The organism is Apilactobacillus sp. EABW-1NA (assembly GCF_030398685.1).
In the GTDB taxonomy this organism is placed as follows: domain Bacteria; phylum Bacillota; class Bacilli; order Lactobacillales; family Lactobacillaceae; genus Apilactobacillus; species Apilactobacillus waqarii.
Genome location: NZ_JAPDKO010000021.1, coordinates 1 through 21,380 on the forward strand (window position 1 = coordinate 1; position 21,380 = coordinate 21,380).

The following is a 21,380-nucleotide window of genomic DNA, read 5'->3' on the forward strand; positions in this document are numbered from 1 at the left end:
TGGATTGATTATTACAATAATCATCGTATTAAAACAAAACTAGGCGGAAAGTCACCGGTTCAATACCGGAAACTTTCCGCCTAGGAAAAACAATATAATAATGTACAACTTTTGGGGTGCACATCATCCGCGCCTTTTTTTATTGACACAATTGCCATTTATGATATACTCATTTGTTAATAAATAAAATTAGGAGGGCACACAATGACACACAAAAGAATGATTGTTTTGGATATTGCTTCACTTGGTTTAGGCGAAGCTCCCGATGCCAATCGCTTTGATTCTATTGGTGCCGACACATTAGGCCATATCGCTGATAAGGGGCTAAATGTTTCTAATTTAATTAACCTAGGTCTTGGCAATGTTCGCTGGGACAACGAGATTAAATCAATTCCACAAGTTGACGCTCCTCGTGGCTTCTTTGGGAAAATGGTTACCACTGTTGACAGCAACAGGGGTAGTGCCTCATTTCGTGAGATGTTTGACTACACTGCTGGTGTCCGTACAGCTTCTGTAATGGACTTGTTAGCAGAAAAACAACATAGTGTTTCAATTATTTCAAGCTTTGCTTATTATTGGGAAAAACAGGACGATATTTCAATGGTCCAAGTCCCTGATGATGGCAAAGCTTTTATTGAATTGTCATCTAAAATGAGGACCCAAAAGAGCGGGTTAATTTACTGTCAGTTACCAGAGTTAAGACACTTCGCCAGAATGGATGACAGTGTCGGGTATGCTAAGCAACTAAATGTGTTAGATGAAACAATCGGTAAGGTCTTAGAACGACTAAGGGATAATGATTTACTACTAATCACATCCTCATATGCCATTGATCCAACCAGAGATAATCGAATTACGCGTGAATACTTACCACTAATCGTCTTTAATCCAAATAAGGATGAAGGTAAGTCATTAGGAATTAAGCGTTCATTAGGGGCGGTTGCTAACGCAATCGTTGCGTTCTTTGATTTAGACGATGGGGAAATTACTAAACCAAACTTTATCAATGAAGTTATGTAATTAATCAAAATTGAAAGGGGTGTTGCGCAACTAAAATAAGCTATTTGTCACTATATTTTTTGTCGCAGAGAAAGGATTAGAAATTTTATGTATTTGTTAGTTAATATTTTAGGAATTATTGTTTTCCTAGGGATTGCATTTATTTTTTCAAAGAACAAGAAAGAAATTAAATGGCGTTCAGTAATTACTGTTTTAGTGTTAAACCTAGTAATCGCTTACTGTTTAACACAATTTGCATGGGGTCGTGCTGCTGTTGAAGCCGCTGCCAATGGTTTCTCAGCATTAGTTGAAGTAGCCTACCAAGGTATTGCTTTTGCTCTACCTAATTGGGTTCACGTTAAGTCAATGGACTTTGTAACTTCAGCACTTCTACCAATTTTATTAATCGTTCCAGTGTTTGATATCTTAACTTACATTGGAATCCTACCTTGGATCATCAAATGGGTAGGTAAAGGTTTGGCATACATAACTGGCCAACCTAAGTTTGAATCATTCTTCGCTGTTGAAATGATGTTTTTAGGTAACACTGAAGCACTTGCTGTTTCAACTCTACAATTAAAACAAATCTCAGCAGTAAGAAATGTTGTCATTGCCATGATGTCAATGTCATGTGTGACTGCCTCAATTCTTGGCGCATACACTCAAATGGTTCCAGGTCAATACGTATTGACTGCCGTTCCATTGAACATCTTAAATGCTGTTATTGTAACTAGTATTTTAATGCCAACTTCAGTTAGCCCAGAAGAAGACACTATCGCTAAGTTAGGTAGTTCTTCAGAAACTGCTGAAGTTGCCGTTGGTGAACATCCTGAAAACGCAGAAGAAGCTAAGAAAGAACCATTCTTCTCATTCTTGGGTGACTCAATCCTAGGTGCTGGTAAATTAATCTTAATCATTACTGCAAACGTTATCGCATTCGTTGCTTTAGCCGCATTAATCGATAAGATTTTAGGTGCAATCAATCCTAGTTTATCCCTAGAACACATCTTAGGAATCATCATGTTCCCATTCGCTTGGTTAATGGGTTCTGACGTGCATACTGCTTTTGACTTTGCACAAAACATGGGTACTAAGCTGGTAACTAACGAATTCGTTGTTATGGGTAGAGTATCATCACACATCGGTTCATACGCTCCTCACTACCGTGCACAATTAACTGTCTTCCTAACTTCATTTGCTAACCTTTCTACAGTAGGAATGATTATCGGTGCATTCAAGGGTATCGTTAACCGTGAAGTAAACAACGCTATTTCAAAGAGTGTAGGTTACATGATTCTATCAGGAATTTTAGTTTCACTACTATCTGCAGGAATCGTTGGTCTATTTGTATGGTAAAATAGAAACATAATATATATAGATTAAGGATTTTGTTTAATGAGTAATAATTTGAACAAAACGTCAAAAAAAGAGACAGCCGCGCTGTCTCTTTTAGACGTTTTAAGGGACGAAGAAATTTTTAAGACAGAGGTCTTAGGGGGGATTACCGGATTCTTCGCGATTTCGTATATCTTGGTGGTTAACCCAATGATACTAGCGGATGCGGGGATGGATGTTCACCAGACCGTCTTTGCGACAATTATTAGTTCCGTCATCGGTTGCTTTATCATGGGATTCTATGCGAATTCACCAGTAGTGATTACTCCGGGGATGGGTGTCAATGCGTTCTTCACCTACACGATGGTGTTGAACATGGGATTGTCATATCAAGAAGCGTTGACCGTTTCATTGGTATCGACGATTGCGTTTGCATTAATCGCATTTAGCCGCTTCACGGACATATTACAGGGTGGTATTCCCGATTCATTGAAGTCAGCAATCACCGCCGGAATTGGTTTATTTTTAGTTGAGATTGGCCTTCAAAAGGCCGATTTGATTCAACAAGGGAAGAATTCATTATTAACGATTGGATCATTTAAGAATCCATCGTTGTTACTAGCCATTTTTGGTTTGATTTTAACAATTGTTCTATACATTAAGAATGTGAAGGGAAACTTCTTCATCGGAATTGTGATTACTACAATTGTTGGAATTATCTTCCACATTCATGACAGTGGGGTTAAAACCACGCACTTGATTGATATCTTGCAATACCACAAATCATTGTTTGACTTTAGTTTTAAAAACGTCTGGACGACACCATTTATCATGGCATCATTTTCAATGACAATGATCTTGGTGTTTGAATCGATGGGATTAAATGCCGGAATATTACCGGACATGAAGAAGTTTAAAAAAACATTCAGAAGTGTTTCAATTACCGGAATCATTTCCAGCATCTTAGGAACTAGTCCAACCGTATCGGCTGCCGAAAGTGTGGCTGGTTTTCAACTAGGGGCAAGAACCGGAATCATGTCGATTACCGCTGGAATCATGTTTTTACTTTCAACATTTTTCATCAGCTTTTTGGACTTAGTACCACAAGCTGCGATTGCTCCGGTAATCATCATTACGGGAGCTTTGATGTTATCAAACTTAAAGACGATTAATATGGATGATTTTGCCGAATGGTTCCCAGCTTTCCTAATCGTTGTATTGATTCCGTTGACCGGGAGCATCTCAATTGGATTAGCATTCGGATTCGTTGCTTATCCAATCGTGAAAATCTTCAATGGCCAAATTAAATCAATTAGTACAATTAACTATATTTTAAGTGGGTTGTTTTTTATCAATTTGATAATGACAGCAATGCTATAAAAAGACGATCGAATGATCGTCTTTTTATATGTATTTTTTTGATAATCTAGTGACGAATTAGCCTAATTTTGGTTATAATGGAGAAGTATATGTTTCATGATTGTAAAAAAGATTAATATCAGTTAAAGTATAGATAGATGTGAAACAATCATGTTTCACAATAGGAGGATTTGCATGAATCCAGAAGAATTCAAGAGTCAATTAGCAAAACACAATATCGAATTGACTGACCACCAAATGCAACAATTTGCCGATTACTACGAGTTGTTAGTTTCCACTAACGAACACGTTAACCTGACAACCATTGTTGATAGGGATGAAGTATATTTAAAGCATTTCTTTGATTCAATTACTCCTGCATTCTTTGCAGAAGACTTGAGAACCGAAGAATTAACCCTATGTGATGTTGGAGCCGGTGCCGGTTTCCCATCCATTCCGTTAAAAATTGTTTTTCCTAACTTAAAGGTCACCATCATTGATTCATTGAACAAACGGATCAACTTCTTGGATGAATTAATTACTAAATTAGGACTAACTAACGTTGAATTACACCATGCCCGAGCAGAAGAATTTGGTGGTAAAAAATCTCAATACCGTGAATCATTTGATATTGCAACCGCACGTGCAGTTGCTCGAATGAGTGTGCTTGCAGAATTTTGTTTGCCACTAGTTAAGGTTGGCGGACGAATGATTGCACTAAAGGCATCTAAGGCAAAGGATGAACTATCAGATGGAAAAAGCGCGATTACTACTCTAGGTGGTAAGATGATTTCCGATGATGAGTTCAATCTTCCGGTCTCAAATGATCCACGTAACATGGTAGTGTTAGAAAAAGTGAAGAACACACCAAAACAATACCCAAGAAAAGCGGGTACACCGAACAAGAAACCAATTGGTTCAAGTAATAAGTAGACTAGAGGAGGGGTTTTAATGGGACACGTTATATCATTAGCTAATCAAAAGGGTGGAGTTGGTAAGACTACCACTTCCGTTAACCTAGGTGCAGACCTTGCAACAATGGGTAAAAAGGTATTACTAATTGATGCTGATGCCCAAGGAAATGCAACTTCAGGAGTAGGTATTCAAAAATCCGACATCCAAAAAGATATTTACGATATCTTGGTTAATGAAGAACCAATCTCAGAAGCCATTATTCCTTCAAAACATGAAGGTTTAGACATTGTACCAGCAACAATTCAACTATCAGGGGCAGACATTGAATTAACTCCTCAAATGGCGAGAGAAACACGTTTATTAAATGCCCTAAAATCAGTCTCAGATCAATACGATTACGTGCTAGTTGACTGTCCACCTTCATTAGGATTAATCACTGTGAACGCATTTACTGCCAGTGATTCAATCTTAATTCCAGTGCAAACCGAATACTACGCACTAGAAGGTCTAAGCCAACTATTAAACACTGTTCAATTAGTTAAGAAGCACTTTAACCCAGACCTAGACGTTGAAGGGGTTCTACTTACCATGTATGACTCACGTACTAAGTTAGGTCAACAAGTTAACGATGAGGTTCGTAAGTACTTTGGTGACAAGGTTTACGACACAATCATTACTAGAAATGTGCGTTTATCAGAAGCCCCAAGTTACGGATTACCAATCATTGATTATGATCCAAATTCAAAGGGTTCAGAATTATACATGCAATTTGCAAAGGAAGTGTTAGCTGCTCATGGTGAATAACAAAGGACTAGGTCGAGGCATTCAAGCATTGTTTGCTGATAATGATATCGACGCCAACTCAGAAGATGTATTGGAATTAGAGCTAACCAAGTTATCTCCAAATCCTTTCCAACCAAGAACGCATTTCGATACAAATGCACTTAAAGATTTAACCCGTTCGATTGAAAAATCTGGGGTATTCCAACCAATCATTGTAAGAAAGACTAGCGGCAGCAAGGACGAATACGAAATTCTTGCTGGTGAAAGACGTTACCGTGCTTCACGCATGGCAGGTAAGGAAAAGATTCCAGCAATTGTTCGTGATGCTTCTGATGAACAAATGATGGAAATCGCCGTGATGGAAAACCTTCAAAGAGAGGACTTAAATCCAATCGAAGAAGCTGAAGCTTACAACACTTTGATGACTAAGCTAGACATCACTCAAGCCGAAGTATCAAAACGTTTAGGTAAATCACGTCCATACATCGCTAACTACCTACGTCTATTAGGTTTACCAACTGAAGTAAAGGACATGCTTACTAAGAACCAACTTTCAATGGGACAAGCAAGAACATTACTATCAGTTAAGAAGAAGGATGAACTAATCAAATTGGCCAAGAAGGCGTATGAACAAACTATGACCGTTCGCCAACTTGAAAAGGAAATTGAAAACCTAAGTTCATCACCTAAGAAGAAAAAGAAACCACGTCGTTCAACTAAGAAGTCACCATTCTTGCGTGCTTCTGAAAATGAACTACAAGACAAATTCCAAACATCCGTTTCAATCTCAAATAACCGTTCTAAGAAGGGTACAGGTAAGATTGAAATTAGTTACGCATCAGATGATGATTTAAACCGCATTTTGCAAATTTTAGATATTAACTTAGACTAAAAGGAGTGCTCAATATGTATTCATTAAATGATGTTGTCATGATGAAGAAAGCCCACCCATGTGGTGAGAATAGTTGGAAGATTATTCGAATGGGTGCAGACATTAAAATTGAATGTCAAAAGTGCGGCCATGTGGTTATGCTTCCACGTCGCGAATTCGAAAAGAAAATGAAAAAAGTAATTCAAAGTACACAAGAAGATTAAATCTAAAGAAAAGAGTGAATTATTAATATGTCATTAACAGCAGGAATTGTTGGTTTACCAAACGTTGGTAAATCTACATTATTTAATGCGATTACTAAAGCTGGTGCGGAAATGGCTAACTACCCATTTGCCACAATCGACCCAAACGTAGGGATGGTGGAAGTACCAGATGACAGACTTGATCGAATTCAAGAACTAATTCCAGCTAAGAAGATTGTGCCTACTACCTTCGAATTTACCGATATTGCCGGTATCGTTAAGGGTGCAAGTAAGGGTGAAGGTCTTGGTAACAAGTTCCTAGAAAACATCAGACAGGTGGACGCTATCGTTCACGTTGTTCGTTCTTTTGACGATGACAACATTACCCACGTTACTGGTAAAGTTGATCCAATCGCTGATATCGAAACAATCAACTTAGAACTAGGTATCTCTGATTTAGATGCAGTTATTAAGCGTTTAGGTCGTGTTCAAAAGGCTGCTAAGGGTAAGGACGAAGATGCGCTTGCCGAATTAGCTGTCCTAGAAAAGATTAAGCCAGTCCTAGAAGCTGGTAAACCAGTGCGTTCAATCGACTTTGATGAAGATGAACAAAAAATCGTTAAGGGATTATTCCTATTAACTTCAAAACCAGTGCTATATGTTGCTAACATCTCAGAAGATGACATGGCTGATCCAGAAGGCTCAAAGTACTTCCAACTAGTTAAGGAATACGCTGCTAAGGAAAACGCTCAAGCAATCGGTATTGCTGCTGAAACTGAAGAAGAAATTGCTGAATTAGATGACGAAGACAAAGCTACTTTCCTAGAAGCTGAAGGTGTTACTGAACCAGGTCTAAACAAGCTAATTCGTGCTTCATACAACCTATTAGGCCTAGAAACATTCTTCACTGCTGGTGGTAAGGAAACTAAGGCTTGGACTTACCTAAAGGGTACCAAGGCTCCTCAAGCTGCCGGAATTATTCACTCAGACTTCGAACGTGGATTCATCAGAGCCGAAGTAATGGCATTTGACGACCTAGACAAGCTAGGTAGCGAACAAGCCGTTAAGGAAGCTGGTAAGCTACGTGTTGAAGGTAAAGATTATGTTATGCAAGACGGTGACATTGTAAACTTCAGATTCAACGTTTAATCGGAAAGGACGACATCAATGACTGAAAAGAGAAATGCTCATGTACAACAAAACAGACATGAAGCAGAACAAAAGACTCGTCAACAATTTGATGGGATTGGTTTGACTAAACGTAATTCAGATTACATGTTTAGATTTAACAAAGAGTTAAAGAAGACCAAGCTATCAGATGAACGTAAGGTCGAAATTGTTAACCAAATGAAGGATGAATTACTAGTTGAACAAAAACACGGTGCAACTGCGCGTAATTTATACGGTACTGTTGAAGAACGTATTAACTTCATTATGAACCCACCAAAGAAGAAGATTTCAATGATGGATAACTTTGCGCCTAATGCAATCTTTAACGCATTGTTCTTCTTCGTGATCTTTAACTTGCTATATGGAATCACTTTGATGATTCAAACTAACGCTAAGGACAAGCAATCAGTCGGAATCTTATCACTTATATTGATTTCTCTAGTATTTGGTATCTTTATGCCAATTATGACTAGATTATTGGACGGAAACGTTAAGCACAAATACAGTGGCCTAGTGCGCTTTGGTTTACTAATCCTATCAGTAATTGTGTGGATTGGTGCGTTCATGGTAATTGTTTCAATTCCGCAAGCAGGAATTAACATCGCCGTATCACCAATTGTTAACTTTATTTTAGCTGCAATCTCAGCATTCGCAGCGTTCTGGATTCACAAAAATTACGAAATTACAGTTAATGTGATGACACCTAGAACACCAAATAGAAGATAAAAATAAATGTCAGTGAAAATTAAATTTGATTTTCTCTGGCATTTTTTGTATATTAGACATTAAAAAATAAATAGATAGGGGTTTTATGATTATGGATAATTGGAACACAAAGTTTGCCAAAAAGGGATTAACATTCGATGACGTATTGCTTATTCCAGCAGAAAGTCACGTTTTACCTAATGATGTGGATACTTCAGTTCGTTTATCAGATGATGTTAAGCTAAACGTACCATTTTTAAGTGCAAGTATGGATACTGTTACAACCTCAGATATGGCGATTGCCATGGCTGAAGTTGGTGGATTAGGTGTAATTCACAAGAACATGATTATCGATGATCAAGCCGCAGAAGTTAAGAAGGTCAAAGCAGTAGAAAAGACCGACAAAACCCCTAACGCAGCAGTTGATGCTAATAACCATTTATTATGTGCCGCTGCTGTTGGTGTTACATCAGATACATTCAAGCGTGTGGAAGCTTTGTTTGCAGCTGGTGCTGACGCTATTATTATTGATACTGCTCATGGTCACTCTGCAGGAGTTATCAGAAAAGTAAAAGAAATCAAAGCTAAGTATGCTGACAAGACAATCATCGCTGGTAACGTTGCTACAGGACAAGCAACTAACGATTTATTCGAAGCAGGTGTTGACGTAGTTAAAGTTGGTATTGGCCCTGGTTCAATTTGTACCACTAGAATTATCGCTGGTGTTGGTGTTCCTCAACTAACTGCTGTATATGATGCAGCTGAAGTTGCAAGAAAATGGGGCAAGCCAATCATCGCCGACGGTGGTATCAAGTACTCAGGTGATGCTGCTAAGGCAATTGCTGCCGGTGGTAACGCCGTAATGCTTGGAAGCATGTTATCAGGGACTGACGAAGCTCCTGGTGAAATTTTCGAAGAAAATGGAATTAAGTATAAAGCATACCGTGGAATGGGAAGCGTTGGAGCCATGCAACATGGTTCAGCTGACCGTTACTTCCAAGGTGAAGTAAACGAAGCCAACAAGCTAGTTCCAGAAGGTATCGAAGCTCGTGTTGAATATAAGGGTTCAGCTAAAGATGTTGTATTCCAAATGGTTGGTGGTTTAAGATCTGCCATGGGATACACTGGATCAAAAGATATTCAAACAATGAATGACGATGCTCAATTTGTTCAAATTACTAGCGCAGGATTGATTGAATCACATCCTCATGATGTTCAAATCACAAAGGATGCGCCAAATTATAAATAAAATATTAAAAACATTAAAAGACGCTAAAAAAATAGCGTCTTTTTTATTTACATTTATATAACAAATCCTTATAGTGTGTTAATATTAAACTATATAAACAAAAAGAAAGAAGGCGTCTAAATGAAAGTTTTAGTAGTAGACGACGATCAAGAAATTGCTGAATTATTAAAGATTTACATACGAAACGAAGGATACGAAACAGTCATTGTAAATGACGGGGAAGCCGCCCTAACTGAATTAAGAAAAAATAGTGACATTGGACTTATGATTCTAGATATTATGATGCCAAAAATGTCTGGTTTTGAAGTATTAAAACGAGTAAGAAGAGAAATTAGTTTACCAATCATGATTCTATCTGCAAAGACAGAAGACATTGATAAGATTGAAGGACTTGTTGGTGGTGCTGATGACTACATAACAAAACCATTTAATCCACTTGAAGTAATGGCTCGAATGCACTCAATTTTAAGAAGATACACTGATAAGGTTGTCGTAGGGGAACCTGAAGTGCTAAACGTTGCTACTTTGACTATTAACCGTGAATCTCACGAAGTTAAGACTAGTGATGGCAAGTCCATTCAATTAACTGCAATTGAATTCGGTATTTTATACCTATTAGCAAGTCATCCAGGTCGTGTATACTCTGCCAATGAAATATTTGAACGAGTATGGCGTCAAGAAAGTATTATTTCTGCTAAGACCGTTATGGTCCACGTGAGTCACTTACGTGATAAGCTAGAAGAAGCTACAGACGGTAAGAAGATTATCGAAACTGTCTGGGGAGTAGGATACAGAATCAATGAAGAATAATAGTAAATCAATTAAGTTAACACATAAGGAACGAATTGGATTAGTTACTGATGCTATTCTAACTAGTTTGTTTATATTGTTAGTTAATTTCTTGGTTTTCTTTGCAACGGAGGTGTATTACACAACCCATCCGGATTGGCGTAATCAGTTAATCCGCTTTGGTAACTCTTTAATTGCAGGAAATCATATCCAACTATGGAGTTGGAGCAATGGATTTGTAGTTATGATTGCTGCATTGGATATGTTTGTGTTGTATATTCGTTTGTTCATGCATTATAAACGTATTCAAGAGCAACATATTATTAACGATTTGCACTATATTGCGGATGGTAATTTCGATTACACAATCCCATATAAGCTAATCGGTGATGATCAACGAATCGTTGAAAGCATTAATGTATTAGTTAATAACGTTATTCACTCAATGTCTGAAGAACTAAAGACTGAAAAATCAAAGGATGAGTTAATCTCAAACGTTTCACATGATATTAGAACACCTTTGACTTCCATCATTGGGTACTTAGGCTTGATTGAGAACAAACAATACACAAGTGAAGAAGATTTGGCTAAGTATGTTCATATTGCCTACTCAAAGGCTAGACAAATGAAGACTTTGGCCGATGATTTATTTGAATACACAAAAATCACTGATAAAGATTACAGTAAGCTAAATACTAGAAAGATTGAAATGAAGGCAATGATTGACCAAATCGCTGCTGGATTTGATTTAGAAATGGCCGAAAAGGATATGCAAATGCATAGCAAGACCAACTTCGATAAGTTAGTGATTGATGGTAGTCCAAGCGACTTGGCACGAGCTGTTAATAATTTAATCAATAACGCCTTGAAGTACGGTCACGACGGTCACAACATTTATGTTGAAGGTTTCCGTGTCAATGAAAAGGAATTAGAAATCAAGGTTTCTAATGATGGGGAAAAGATTCCAGAAGAATCCATTAAACATGTTTTTGATCGTTTCTACCGTGTCGAAAACTCACGTAACAAGTCAACTGGAGGAACCGGTCTTGGATTAGCAATCGTCTACGAAGTTGTTAATATCCATGGTGGTTACTGTTCAGTGGCATCTAATGATGAATTAACAACGTTTACACTCCATCTACCAATCAAACATGGTGATAAGTTAACACCAACTAAACATGAAGAAGGGCAACAGGAGGTTATCGATAATGCAAAGTAAGCTTGTTTCCAAGCTTAGTATTGCTTTAATTGCATTAGTTATATTCATTACAATGCCTTTAACAGCAAGTGCTCAAAGAACTAAGGCCACAACTAGTACAACTACTGCTGATTCCAACACTTCAAAGGCTGTTGCAATTGAACGCAGTAAGAAATTAGGCCAAGAGGTTGATAAGTTATTAAGTACGAACCAACCACTAACACTGACCGCTAAGTCAGCAATTGCGATTGACTATCAAACCGGTCAAGTGTTGTATGCTAAAAACATCAATGAATCATTACCAACTGCTTCAATGAGTAAGTTGTTAACTTTATACGTTACTTTAAAGTACATTAAAGAAGGTAAGATTCATTGGGATGACAAAGTAAAGATTAACAAGGCACTTCATGATTTAAGTGTCGATCATAATTACGCCAATGTAAAATTACGTTTGGGTCATTCATACACAATCAGACAACTTTATCAAACCGCCATCTATTCTGAAAATGCCGCAACTATGGCATTGGGATACGGTGTAGCGGGTAGTACCCAAAAGTTTGCCTTGCTAATGCGTAAGGAAGCTAAGAAGATTGGCATTACCGATGCCAAGATATATACTGCCTGTGGTTTAACCAACGGTGAAGTCGGATCGCTTGGTTTTAAGGATGCATCATCTGATGCCGAAAACAAGCTATCAGCTCGCGACATGGCGCTATTAGCAATGAAGATTTTGAAATACTACCCAGATATTTTAAAAACCACTTCAGCTAATACCACCAAGTTTGACGGTCAAACAATGTTAAATTGGAATTGGATGATTAAGGGTAGAAGCCAAGAATTACCTGACATCAAGGTCGATGGGCTAAAGACAGGAACATCCGATACTGCTAAGGCTTGCTTTACAGGAACAGCGGTTAAGAATGGTCACCGTATTATCACCGTAGTAATGGGAGTTCCTAACTCTGGTCAATACGATCCAGCTCGTTTTATCCAAACCAGAAAGCTTATGAAGTATGTTTACGAAAAGTATCACTATGTTAAGTTATCTCATGGTCAAACTGTTAAGAACGTCACTGATGGTAGAAATACCGGTAAGATTAAGGTGGAAAACGGTAAGGACGATTCGGTTGATTTAGCCGTTTCAAATACTCAAGGTGTTTGGTTAACTAAGAAACAAAAAATAAATATTAAAGACATCAAGTCAACTGGTGAATATGCTGACGGATCAAGCGTTGATGCGGGGTTCGATAAGGGAGACAAGATTGCCACAGCTAAAGTCTCCAATGTGAAGTATATGAAAGGCGTGTCCAATCGTATTGATTTAATTGCTAATCATGATGGAGATAAACCTAACATTTTCGTGAGAGCATGGAGATGGATTGCCAGTTTATTCTAAAAAAGAGTTATTAAAATGATAACTCTTTTTTTATTGCGAACGTTGAACAAACAGTATATTCGCTGTGTTTATGCTAATAAAATGATGATGTTTTATTAAAATTATGTAAATAAGTTAGATAAAATAAACTATTTTGCGTTATAATAGTAGGTAAAGTTTGATTTTTATCTGACTGTTTACAAATCGTTGAAAATTAAGACCTATTGTTTTTAAACGGGGGAATATTATTTGACAAAGCAAGTACCAAATCCAAATGAACCGCGTTGGCTAACCAACTTGAAGACGGCAATGCCTTTGAATATTAGCTACGTTCCCATTGGAATTGCATGTGGTATTTTACTTCATGCAGCTGGATTTAATACTTTATTGACAGCTTTAGTATCATTAATGGTTTTCTCTGGTGGTGCACAATTCTTGATTGCCTCCATGTTAACTATTAACTCACCATTATTATCAATTGTAATTATGATGTTTTTCCTAGAGTTAAGATATGCATTATTAGGATCCAGTATTTCTAAATATTTACAAGGTAAGTCATTTTGGTTTACTGTGATATTTGCAGTCTCATTAAATGATGAAACATACGCTGTAAATTATTTGAAACTATCCACTGATAAGAAGTTTACCGCTCAAGATGCATTACAAATTGAACACTATGCTTTGGTTGTATGGACAATTAGTACCATAATTGGTAGTTTAGTTGGCTCATCACTTTCAATTAATCTAACAGTTGTTCATTTTGCGCTAACTGCATTATTTATTTATATGATCGTTATGCAAATGAAGTCATTACTAAAGGTGTTAATTATTTTATTAACCATTGTATTGGCAATTGCATTCATGTTATTGATGAAATCCACTTTAGGATTAGTCGTTTCAACTCTGCTAGCTTCATTCGTTGGATTCTTCGTTGAATCACTGATTAGAAGCCATTACGAAAAGTACAAGAAGAATCGCTTGCTTCGCTTATTTAAGAACCCTGCGGGTACCCCTGAAGATAAGTTTGATGAAGAAGAGACTGAATAACTTTAAAAACGGATTAGGAGATATTCTATGGAATGGAATTCAACTCAACATTTTTGGTTGATTATATTATGTTTTGTGGTTGCTTTTATCCCTAGATTCGTCCCACTAGCTTTCTTTAGAACAAGAAAGATTCCTAAGTGGTTTAACGAATGGATGGGTTACATACCTATTGCCCTATTTACCTCATTGGTTGTTAAGGACTTATGTATCACATCATCATATACCTTATCGGTATCAGGAAAAGCACCTGAACTAGTAGCTGCCTTAATCGTGTTTATTATTGCTTATTGGACAAGATCAATGGCGCTATCAGTAATTTTGGGATTAGCTGCTGTGTTAGTATTAGCAGTATTTATTTAAACAAAGAAAAAATAAAAGCACTGGTCAATTGACCGGTGCTTTTTTAGTTTTGTTTTATACGATATGCATCTTCATATCATCGTTTTTTACCTTATGGCACGCCTTTAATATCTTTAGGATTGTTACTGAGATAATTGAAGGCGTCACAATGCCTAGCACAACATAGATTGATAGTTTGGATAGACTTTGACTAGCGAAAGTGAGGGGAACGATTAATGAGTTGGTTCCCAGACCGGCTAGTTTGTATGTCGTGGAGAAATGGAATAATAACGTTCCAATAGGGGCGACAACCGCTGATGAAACCATTCCAGGAATCAGAATATATGGATTCTTAGTGATGTTACCGAATTGCACCTTTGGGGTAATTAGTCCTTGGGCAATGTTTGCACCAGGACGGTTAACTTTAAATGACATTACTGTGTATGATACGTATTGGGCGGTCGTCCCAAGTAGTGCCGCTCCAGAAGATAGCGGATCTAACATAACCGCTATCGCCAGTGCTGCAGACGATGCAGGCGTCATTAAGAATACTGACCAGACTAACGCAACGGTAATTGATCCGACGATTGGGTTTACAATCATGCTTTTTGCAATTACTTTTGATATCCATACTAGAGCAGGAGTTGTGATTGCAGCTAAGCCTAACGCGATTATTGATCCCAGCATTGTTGCACAGAATGGTACTAAGAACATATCCAATGGTGTTTTCCCCGATAGGTGCTTTCCGATAAGTGTAGCGATAATAGCACCACCTAAAGCACTAATTGGTTGTCCAATCATAAATATTGATGACCCGGTAGGCTGAGATAGCAAATGACCTGTCGCTGTGACGGCGTTGATTGTTTTTTCAGTGAAGAAAACGTTGTTGGCACCAACCATTGCTGCGAGCATCGAGCTAAACATAACCAATGTATTGGTCTTTAGCTGATGAGCAACGGCGGCACCGATAGCGGGGGCCATTAGTACCTGGTCAATGACACCAATCTGGTATAGCGCAGACCAGTGAACTAAGTTGGCGATGGCAACTATCAACATTCCGATACCCAGCGTAACAAAAATTGCGTTTGAGACACCACTTACTACCAAAAAGACATTTTCTTTGACGGAAGAAAAAGGCTTTACCATATCAATTTGTGGGGCGTCTTTTTTTGCTACATCAATCATTTGAATCCACTCCCTTATATAGAAAACTAAGTTCTACCGGGCTGCAAATATACTAAAAAGCACTAGCGATAACCGCCAGTACTTTTTAATGATTAGACAATATCGATTTTCATGTCGTCATTTTTGATTTTATGAGCAGCCTTTAGAACTTTAACAAGTACCACTGAAATTACAGCTGGTACAACTACACCCAAGACTACGTAGATAGCTAGTTTTGGCATACTTTCAGAAGCAAGGGTAATTGGAGCAATTAGTGAGTTCAAACCTAATCCAGCAATCTTGTATGATACTGAGAAATGAAATACTAATGTTCCAATTGGTCCGATAACTGCAGCAGAGACGATACCAGGAATTGCGATGTATGGGTTTTTGGTGATGTTACCAAATTGAACCTTTGGAGTAATTAAACCTTGGGCAATGTTTGCACCTGGCTTGTTTACTCGATATGACATCACTGTGTATGATACGAATTGTGCGGTTGTTCCTAATAATGCAGCACCTGACGATAATGGATCCAACATAACAGCAATTGCTAATGCTGCTGATGAGGCAGGGGTCATTAGAAAAATTGCCCATACAACAGAAATTACTAATCCACCAACGAATGGGTTAATAACCATGGTCTTAGCAATTACTCCTGATAACCATACAAGAGCAGGGGTAGTGACTGTTGCAAAGCCTAAGGCCGCAACACATCCTACAAATGTAGCTGCAAATGGTACTAAGAACATATCCAAAGGTGTTTTTCCGGTTAAGTATTTACCAATGACTGTGGCGACAACAGCGCCACCTAATGCACTAACAGGTTGACCGATCATGAAGACGGCTGAACCTGCTGGTTGAGGTAATACGTGTCCGGTTGCAGTAACTGCATTCGTCACAGCTGATGTGAAGAATACGTTGTTTGCACCAACCGTAGCGGCAATCATTGAACTAAATAACACCAGTGTATTAGTCTTCAATTGTGAGGCAACGGCAGCACCGATGGCGGGGGCCATTAAGTATTGGCAAATTAATCCAATTTCAGCTAAAGCTGTCCAGTGAACAAAGTTGGCAATAGCGCCTAATAATAAACCAACACCTAGTGTGACTAAAATCGCATTAGACACCCCATTGAACACTAAATATACACTATCCTTAAACCCAGATTTTACTTCAACGTGCGCAAGATTCGCGGCGTTCATCTGAGGTGAATCGTCTTTTGTTGCATTTATCATATTGAATCAACTCCCTTACTTAAAAGTATTTGTATTTTAAAAATTAGAATTAGATTAGAAACTAATTAAAATTTTTATAATTAAACCATAAGTCAGAAATAAAAGTCAAGACAATTAAAAGAAAAAACATCGGTGAAATTTTTTCACCGATGTTTTTTAATGGTTTTTTCAATTATTTGTACATGTAATCTCTAGTGATTGGTAGTTCTTGTCCTGAAGGACCCTTTGAGATTAAGTATTGCATAACGTCAATGTTACCAGCCTTGAATGAACCAGCACATGTCTTTAGGTATAAGTCCCACATTCTTAAGAAGCGTTCGTCATCACCCATGACTTCTTTAACTTCATCAATATGATCGTTAAAGTTCTTGTCCCAGTGTTCCAATGTGTATTGGTAGTGTCTTCTTAATGATTCTAAGTCATAGATTTGAAGACCATTGTTGATGATGTGATCTAGGTTTTCAGTCATACCTGGAACATATCCACCAGGGAAGATGTACTTATTAATCCAACCGTTGTAGGCTCCACCTTGTTGTCTAGTAATTCCGTGAATTAAAGCAACACCATGGTCCTTTAGGTATTTGTTGATGCATGAGAAGTATTCGTTCAAGTTTTCTTTACCAACGTGTTCGAACATACCAACTGAAGTGATGTAATCAAAATGTTCATCACCTAGTTGACGGTAATCTTGTAAGCGAACTTCTGCTTGATCTTGTAAACCAAATTTTTCAATTTGTGCGTTTACGTAATCGCATTGTTCTTGACTTAAAGTAACACCGACTACGTTTAGTCCGTATTCTTTAGCAGCAGTTAGCATTAATGTACCCCAACCACAACCAATGTCTAGTAGGGTACGACCTGGCTTAGGATCTAGTTTCTTGATAATGTGGTGTACTTTTTGCATTTGAGCATCGTACAAGTCATCGTCAGGATTTTCAAAGTAAGCACATGAATAGGTCATTGTCTTATCTAACCAAATCTTGTAGAAGTCATTACCGATATCGTAGTGACTTTGAATGTCCTTCTTACTGGTGGACTCGTTATGATTTTGCTTAGGTAGGAAATTAATGTATTTATGGTCACGAATAAAACTAGTTGATTTTTGGTAAGCTGAAACGATTAGGTCTTCGATACTTCCATCAACATCGATTTTTCCGTCCATGTAAGCTTCTCCCAATGCGATAGAAGCATTCTTTCTAATATCCTTGATCGGAATTGGTTCTTTCATAGTGATGGTAGCCTTAGGTTCACCTTCACCATATTTTTCAGATTTGCCGTCCCAATAATTTACTTGGATTGGTTCATTAAATCCGTGTTTAAAAAATGTTTTATAAAAAGTTTTTTCAAACATGAGAACAGTCCTTTCTTTATTAATAAAACCACGAACTCATTATACTCTTATGAGGGTACTTTATGTAAGTAAAGACACCGACTAATTTGATTATTTTTTATAGTGTAAAATGTTATAATTAAAACATAACTAAATAGCGGGGTGAATTATGAAACTGTGGGATAAATTTTTAGCCAACGTTAAACTAAGACGCTGGTGTGTATTGATTTTTATAATCTTTGTTTTATATCTAATGCGCTCAATGATGAGTATGTTACTACTAACCTTTATCTTCTCATTGCTAGTCACCAAATGGGTCGGCTTTATTAGAAGATACATTAAAATTCCAGCACCAATCATAGTCATTTTGACTTATCTACTATTTATTGCTGGGGTAGTAACTGCGGTTGCAATTTACTCACCGGTAATTTACGACCAAGCTGTTACAGCATCAAAACACATTATTGATTTCTACGAAGATCCAAATAACCTTCATGGTACTACCCAAATTAAAGAAATGATTGTTCAGTTCATCCACCGTTCTAACTTCTTAAGTGAAGTGAAGGGGAGCTTCTCAATTATTCTTCAATATGTATCTAGCGTAGGCCAAATGGGGGTAACATTCTTTTTATCTCTAATCTTGAGTTTCTTCTTTACATTAGAAGAAAAATCAATGGGTGAGTTTAGCAAACGCTTCTTGGATGCAGAATTTTCATGGTTCTTCCAAGACGTCTACTACTTTGCTAAGACATTTACCAAGACATTTGGTGTCGTGTTAGAAGCACAATTCTTGATTGCGCTATTTAACACCATCTTTACTACCTTAATCATGGCATTCATGGGAATTCCACAATTGGTAATTCTATCAATTATGATCTTCTTCCTAAGTTTAGTGCCGGTTGCTGGTGTAATCATTTCATTGGTACCTTTATCCATTGTCGGTTATTCCGTAGGTGGATTGAAGTACATCATTTACCTAATTATTATGATTGCTGTAGTCCACTTCCTAGAAGCATACATTTTGAATCCAAAACTAATGTCTTCTAGAACAGAGTTACCAATTTTCTATACATTTTGTGCCTTAATAATTGGTGAAGAAATATTCGGAACATGGGGCTTAATCGTCTCTGTACCAATTCTAGCCTTCTTCCTAGAAATTTTAGGAGTAAAGGGTGAAAACAAAAAGGCAATAAATATAAAGAGAATTGTCAAATAGGATGTAAATTTTTTACTTTTGATGTAAAATAGTATTGTTGATTTAAGAAATAGAAAGGGGTTTTCGACCTATGTCAAAACTTGTATTAATCCGTCACGGACAAAGTCAATGGAACCTTTCAAACCAATTCACTGGTTGGGAAGATGTTGATTTAAGCGATAAAGGTGTAGAAGAAGCTAAAGAAGCTGGTAAATTAGTTAAGAAGGCAGGACTAGAATTTGATTACGCATACACTTCAGTTCTAACTCGTGCTATCAAGACTTTACACTACGCCTTAGAAGAATCAGACCAACTATGGGTACCTGAAACTAAGACTTGGAGACTAAACGAACGTCATTACGGTCGTCTACAAGGTCTAAACAAGAAAGAAACTGCTGAAAAGTACGGAGACGAACAAGTTCACATTTGGCGTCGTTCATACGACACACTACCTCCACTATTGAGTGCAGATGACGAAGGTTCAGCTGTAAACGACCGTCGTTACAAGGACTTAGATCCTAACTTAATCCCTGGTGGTGAAAACCTAAAGGTTACTCTAGAACGTGTTATGCCTCTATGGGCTGACGAAATTGCTCCTAAGCTATTAGACGGCAAGAACGTTATCATCGCTGCACACGGTAACTCACTACGTGCATTAAGCAAGTACATTGAAAGAATCTCCGATGACGACATCATGGATCTTGAAATGAAGACTGGTGAACCTGTAGTTTACGAATTCAACGATAAGCTAGAAGTTCAAAACAAGACTAAATTAGACAAGTAATAACTAAAAAGAAGTCCTCTCTTGAGGGCTTTTTTATTTGCTTAAAAAGGGTACTAAAAAAGCCATACGATTAATTCGTATGGCTTTTTGTTTTAGTTAGCTTTTCTTTAAGAACCATTCTCTGATGCTTGGCCAACTGTTTGTATTAATAATCATTCTTGGTGTGTAGATTGGATCAGTGTGATTACCGTTACCATGGTTGTAAACAGTACCGGAATCAAGTGTACCAACCCAGCCTAGGTGAGGTTGTCTTGCTAAGAATTGAGAAATTCTAGGAGTACCACCACCGTAAGGGTAGGCGAATGAATCAGCATAAATACCAGTGTGTGCTTTTAGAACTTCTCTAGATTTAACGAAGTCTTTTGTAAATCGATCGTAATTCTTAGGTAGGTTAAACACTGGAATTAGGTTTGAAGTAAGGTAATGCATGTTGTTGGTGTGAACACCAATTGTCATTAGGTTACCAGCTTCTTGTCTAGCGTAATGAATTTGTGACCATGTTGCTAGTTGAGTACCTTCACGATATCTACCCGTGTTACCAGTGATAATGAAAGTAGTGAATGGGTAGTTGTACTTCTTCATGATTGGAATAGCGTTATCAATAGTAGTTCTATCGATATCATCAAATGTCAGTACAGCGTACTTACCTTTGATTGGCTTCTTTGAATTGGTCATCTTAACCATTTCAGCACCTGAGATAACTTTGATATTGTGCTTGTGTAGGAATTCCATTTGTTCTTTGAATTCGTTAGCAGGAACATCAAAATCATGAAGTTGTGAGTTAGTTGATAGTGTTCTTGAAACGTTAACCCCGAAGTTGTTCTTTAGGATGCGGTGGTAACAAAATACCAAGACACCGTTTTTAGCTTTTTCTTCTTGCTTAGTTAATCCGTAGTATTCACTGCTACCTTTATCGTATTCAACAGATCTGTGAATAGTAAATGACATAATGACGAACAGAATGATTGCTAGAATAATAACAATAATCTTACGTTGCTTTCTTGTCATTTTTTGATTCTTATTTGACATTTTTGTTTAACCTCCGTAAGTAAACTAATCTAAATGTTGAGTATATTGCAGTGATAATAATTAATCCAGCAATTGCAATTAATAGTTTGATGTATAAATCGTAATTTAGGTTTAATAATAGGTAGAAACTAACGAAATCATCACTGTAGAAACCAAATAGAAAAGCGAAGTTTACGACTAAAACAAAGGCAACGTAAATCCATAAAGCAGTGAATAGAATAAAGTGAACTAAGCGTCTTAATGGACTGATGCTCTTTCTGATTACGAATGTTTCGTAATCATTTCTCAAATCTTTCTTCATAA

At 37.4% G+C, this 21,380-nt stretch carries 23 protein-coding genes; 18 read left to right on the forward strand and 5 right to left on the reverse strand.

The window, feature by feature from the left end:
- Positions 1-3: 3 nt before the first annotated feature.
- The 16 genes from OEZ61_RS08220 (at position 4) to OEZ61_RS06255 (ending at position 14,358) form a co-directional block, all read left to right on the forward strand.
- Positions 4-84: an IS3 family transposase gene (locus tag OEZ61_RS08220; RefSeq protein ID WP_225349253.1), complete on the forward strand. Its 81-nt coding sequence runs from the start codon at positions 4-6 to the stop codon at positions 82-84.
- Between the two features lie 120 nt (positions 85-204).
- A complete protein-coding gene (locus OEZ61_RS06185) occupies positions 205-1,020 on the forward strand; it encodes a phosphopentomutase (RefSeq protein ID WP_198178265.1) in 816 nt (271 codons plus the stop codon).
- 87 nt (positions 1,021-1,107) lie between these two features.
- Positions 1,108-2,355 carry a nucleoside transporter C-terminal domain-containing protein gene (locus OEZ61_RS06190; RefSeq protein WP_057197454.1) on the forward strand — a complete coding sequence of 416 codons (1,248 nt, stop codon included), beginning with the start codon at positions 1,108-1,110 and terminating at the stop codon, positions 2,353-2,355.
- A 39-nt stretch (positions 2,356-2,394) separates the two neighbouring features.
- Positions 2,395-3,714: an NCS2 family permease gene (locus OEZ61_RS06195; RefSeq protein WP_290047159.1), complete on the forward strand. Its 1,320-nt coding sequence runs from the start codon at positions 2,395-2,397 to the stop codon at positions 3,712-3,714.
- A 174-nt stretch (positions 3,715-3,888) separates the two neighbouring features.
- Positions 3,889-4,626 carry a 16S rRNA (guanine(527)-N(7))-methyltransferase RsmG gene (gene rsmG, locus OEZ61_RS06200; RefSeq protein ID WP_160184634.1) on the forward strand — a complete coding sequence of 246 codons (738 nt, stop codon included), beginning with the start codon at positions 3,889-3,891 and terminating at the stop codon, positions 4,624-4,626.
- Positions 4,627-4,644: 18 nt separating this feature from the next.
- Positions 4,645-5,412: an AAA family ATPase gene (locus tag OEZ61_RS06205; protein ID WP_034535006.1), complete on the forward strand. Its 768-nt coding sequence runs from the start codon at positions 4,645-4,647 to the stop codon at positions 5,410-5,412.
- On the forward strand, positions 5,402-6,283 hold the full coding sequence (locus tag OEZ61_RS06210) for a ParB/RepB/Spo0J family partition protein (protein ID WP_034532676.1): 882 nt from the start codon (positions 5,402-5,404) through the stop codon (positions 6,281-6,283). Before OEZ61_RS06205 ends, OEZ61_RS06210 begins: the two co-directional genes overlap by 11 nt.
- A 14-nt stretch (positions 6,284-6,297) precedes the next feature.
- Entirely contained in the window at positions 6,298-6,486 is a 189-nt protein-coding gene (locus tag OEZ61_RS06215) for a DUF951 domain-containing protein (protein ID WP_034532678.1), read from the forward strand.
- Positions 6,487-6,513: 27 nt separating this feature from the next.
- On the forward strand, positions 6,514-7,614 hold the full coding sequence (gene ychF / locus OEZ61_RS06220; RefSeq protein WP_290047160.1) for a redox-regulated ATPase YchF: 1,101 nt from the start codon (positions 6,514-6,516) through the stop codon (positions 7,612-7,614).
- A gap of 18 nt (positions 7,615-7,632) precedes the next feature.
- A complete protein-coding gene (locus OEZ61_RS06225; RefSeq protein WP_052471508.1) occupies positions 7,633-8,361 on the forward strand; it encodes a DUF1129 family protein in 729 nt (242 codons plus the stop codon).
- Positions 8,362-8,452: 91 nt separating this feature from the next.
- Positions 8,453-9,589: an IMP dehydrogenase gene (locus tag OEZ61_RS06230; RefSeq protein ID WP_053796278.1), complete on the forward strand. Its 1,137-nt coding sequence runs from the start codon at positions 8,453-8,455 to the stop codon at positions 9,587-9,589.
- A 120-nt stretch (positions 9,590-9,709) separates the two neighbouring features.
- Positions 9,710-10,399, forward strand: a complete 690-nt coding sequence (locus OEZ61_RS06235; protein ID WP_034532684.1) for a response regulator transcription factor — start codon at positions 9,710-9,712, stop codon at positions 10,397-10,399.
- The gene (locus OEZ61_RS06240) at positions 10,389-11,597 is read left to right on the forward strand and encodes a HAMP domain-containing sensor histidine kinase (RefSeq protein WP_051961190.1); all 1,209 of its coding nucleotides are present in this window, start codon (positions 10,389-10,391) and stop codon (positions 11,595-11,597) included. The genes OEZ61_RS06235 and OEZ61_RS06240 overlap by 11 nt, the downstream gene beginning before the upstream one ends.
- Positions 11,587-12,972 carry a D-alanyl-D-alanine carboxypeptidase family protein gene (locus OEZ61_RS06245; protein ID WP_290047161.1) on the forward strand — a complete coding sequence of 462 codons (1,386 nt, stop codon included), beginning with the start codon at positions 11,587-11,589 and terminating at the stop codon, positions 12,970-12,972. The genes OEZ61_RS06240 and OEZ61_RS06245 overlap by 11 nt, the downstream gene beginning before the upstream one ends.
- Before the next feature lie 288 nt (positions 12,973-13,260).
- Complete coding sequence (locus OEZ61_RS06250; RefSeq protein WP_080719904.1) at positions 13,261-13,998, forward strand: AzlC family ABC transporter permease; 738 nt, start codon at positions 13,261-13,263, stop codon at positions 13,996-13,998.
- Positions 13,999-14,025: 27 nt separating this feature from the next.
- Positions 14,026-14,358, forward strand: a complete 333-nt coding sequence (locus OEZ61_RS06255; protein WP_034532687.1) for an AzlD domain-containing protein — start codon at positions 14,026-14,028, stop codon at positions 14,356-14,358.
- Between the two features lie 54 nt (positions 14,359-14,412).
- On the opposite strand, the gene OEZ61_RS06260 is transcribed toward OEZ61_RS06255, so the two are convergent.
- The 3 genes from OEZ61_RS06260 to OEZ61_RS06270 all read right to left on the reverse strand — a co-directional run bounded on the left by OEZ61_RS06260 (position 14,413) and on the right by OEZ61_RS06270 (position 18,090).
- The gene (locus OEZ61_RS06260) at positions 14,413-15,483 is read right to left on the reverse strand and encodes a PTS sugar transporter subunit IIC (protein WP_290047164.1); all 1,071 of its coding nucleotides are present in this window, start codon (positions 15,481-15,483) and stop codon (positions 14,413-14,415) included.
- A 131-nt stretch (positions 15,484-15,614) separates the two neighbouring features.
- Positions 15,615-16,706: a PTS sugar transporter subunit IIC gene (locus OEZ61_RS06265; protein ID WP_041152855.1), complete on the reverse strand. Its 1,092-nt coding sequence runs from the start codon at positions 16,704-16,706 to the stop codon at positions 15,615-15,617.
- A gap of 205 nt (positions 16,707-16,911) precedes the next feature.
- Positions 16,912-18,090: a cyclopropane-fatty-acyl-phospholipid synthase family protein gene (locus OEZ61_RS06270; RefSeq protein WP_290047162.1), complete on the reverse strand. Its 1,179-nt coding sequence runs from the start codon at positions 18,088-18,090 to the stop codon at positions 16,912-16,914.
- 148 nt (positions 18,091-18,238) lie between these two features.
- Here OEZ61_RS06270 and OEZ61_RS06275 point away from each other — a divergent pair, with 148 nt between their 5' ends.
- Both OEZ61_RS06275 and OEZ61_RS06280 read left to right on the forward strand, forming a co-directional pair.
- Entirely contained in the window at positions 18,239-19,285 is a 1,047-nt protein-coding gene (locus OEZ61_RS06275; protein ID WP_081034703.1) for an AI-2E family transporter, read from the forward strand.
- A 70-nt stretch (positions 19,286-19,355) separates the two neighbouring features.
- Entirely contained in the window at positions 19,356-20,048 is a 693-nt protein-coding gene (locus OEZ61_RS06280) for a 2,3-diphosphoglycerate-dependent phosphoglycerate mutase (RefSeq protein ID WP_034532690.1), read from the forward strand.
- 96 nt (positions 20,049-20,144) lie between these two features.
- On the opposite strand, the gene OEZ61_RS06285 is transcribed toward OEZ61_RS06280, so the two are convergent.
- Positions 20,145-21,077, reverse strand: a complete 933-nt coding sequence (locus OEZ61_RS06285) for a polysaccharide deacetylase family protein (protein WP_225349258.1) — start codon at positions 21,075-21,077, stop codon at positions 20,145-20,147.
- A complete protein-coding gene (locus OEZ61_RS06290; RefSeq protein WP_198178268.1) occupies positions 21,067-21,378 on the reverse strand; it encodes a hypothetical protein in 312 nt (103 codons plus the stop codon). The genes OEZ61_RS06285 and OEZ61_RS06290 overlap by 11 nt, the downstream gene beginning before the upstream one ends.
- Between the last annotated feature and the right edge of the window lie 2 nt (positions 21,379-21,380).

Coding starts and splice junctions, on each gene's coding strand:
- OEZ61_RS06190 (WP_057197454.1), top strand. CDS start 1,108: ATGTATTTGTTAGTTAATATTTTAGGAATTATTGTTTTCCTAGGGATT.
- OEZ61_RS06275 (WP_081034703.1), top strand. CDS start 18,239: ATGAAACTGTGGGATAAATTTTTAGCCAACGTTAAACTAAGACGCTGG.
- OEZ61_RS06245 (WP_290047161.1), top strand. CDS start 11,587: ATGCAAAGTAAGCTTGTTTCCAAGCTTAGTATTGCTTTAATTGCATTA.
- OEZ61_RS06215 (WP_034532678.1), top strand. CDS start 6,298: ATGTATTCATTAAATGATGTTGTCATGATGAAGAAAGCCCACCCATGT.
- OEZ61_RS06270 (WP_290047162.1), bottom strand. CDS start 18,090: ATGTTTGAAAAAACTTTTTATAAAACATTTTTTAAACACGGATTTAAT.
- OEZ61_RS06235 (WP_034532684.1), top strand. CDS start 9,710: ATGAAAGTTTTAGTAGTAGACGACGATCAAGAAATTGCTGAATTATTA.
- OEZ61_RS06240 (WP_051961190.1), top strand. CDS start 10,389: ATGAAGAATAATAGTAAATCAATTAAGTTAACACATAAGGAACGAATT.
- OEZ61_RS06265 (WP_041152855.1), bottom strand. CDS start 16,706: ATGAACGCCGCGAATCTTGCGCACGTTGAAGTAAAATCTGGGTTTAAG.
- OEZ61_RS06230 (WP_053796278.1), top strand. CDS start 8,453: ATGGATAATTGGAACACAAAGTTTGCCAAAAAGGGATTAACATTCGAT.
- ychF (WP_290047160.1), top strand. CDS start 6,514: ATGTCATTAACAGCAGGAATTGTTGGTTTACCAAACGTTGGTAAATCT.
- OEZ61_RS06205 (WP_034535006.1), top strand. CDS start 4,645: ATGGGACACGTTATATCATTAGCTAATCAAAAGGGTGGAGTTGGTAAG.
- OEZ61_RS06195 (WP_290047159.1), top strand. CDS start 2,395: ATGAGTAATAATTTGAACAAAACGTCAAAAAAAGAGACAGCCGCGCTG.
- OEZ61_RS06185 (WP_198178265.1), top strand. CDS start 205: ATGACACACAAAAGAATGATTGTTTTGGATATTGCTTCACTTGGTTTA.
- rsmG (WP_160184634.1), top strand. CDS start 3,889: ATGAATCCAGAAGAATTCAAGAGTCAATTAGCAAAACACAATATCGAA.
- OEZ61_RS06285 (WP_225349258.1), bottom strand. CDS start 21,077: ATGTCAAATAAGAATCAAAAAATGACAAGAAAGCAACGTAAGATTATT.
- OEZ61_RS06255 (WP_034532687.1), top strand. CDS start 14,026: ATGGAATGGAATTCAACTCAACATTTTTGGTTGATTATATTATGTTTT.
- OEZ61_RS06280 (WP_034532690.1), top strand. CDS start 19,356: ATGTCAAAACTTGTATTAATCCGTCACGGACAAAGTCAATGGAACCTT.
- OEZ61_RS06290 (WP_198178268.1), bottom strand. CDS start 21,378: ATGAAGAAAGATTTGAGAAATGATTACGAAACATTCGTAATCAGAAAG.
- OEZ61_RS06225 (WP_052471508.1), top strand. CDS start 7,633: ATGACTGAAAAGAGAAATGCTCATGTACAACAAAACAGACATGAAGCA.
- OEZ61_RS06210 (WP_034532676.1), top strand. CDS start 5,402: ATGGTGAATAACAAAGGACTAGGTCGAGGCATTCAAGCATTGTTTGCT.
- OEZ61_RS06260 (WP_290047164.1), bottom strand. CDS start 15,483: ATGGTAAAGCCTTTTTCTTCCGTCAAAGAAAATGTCTTTTTGGTAGTA.
- OEZ61_RS06250 (WP_080719904.1), top strand. CDS start 13,261: ATGCCTTTGAATATTAGCTACGTTCCCATTGGAATTGCATGTGGTATT.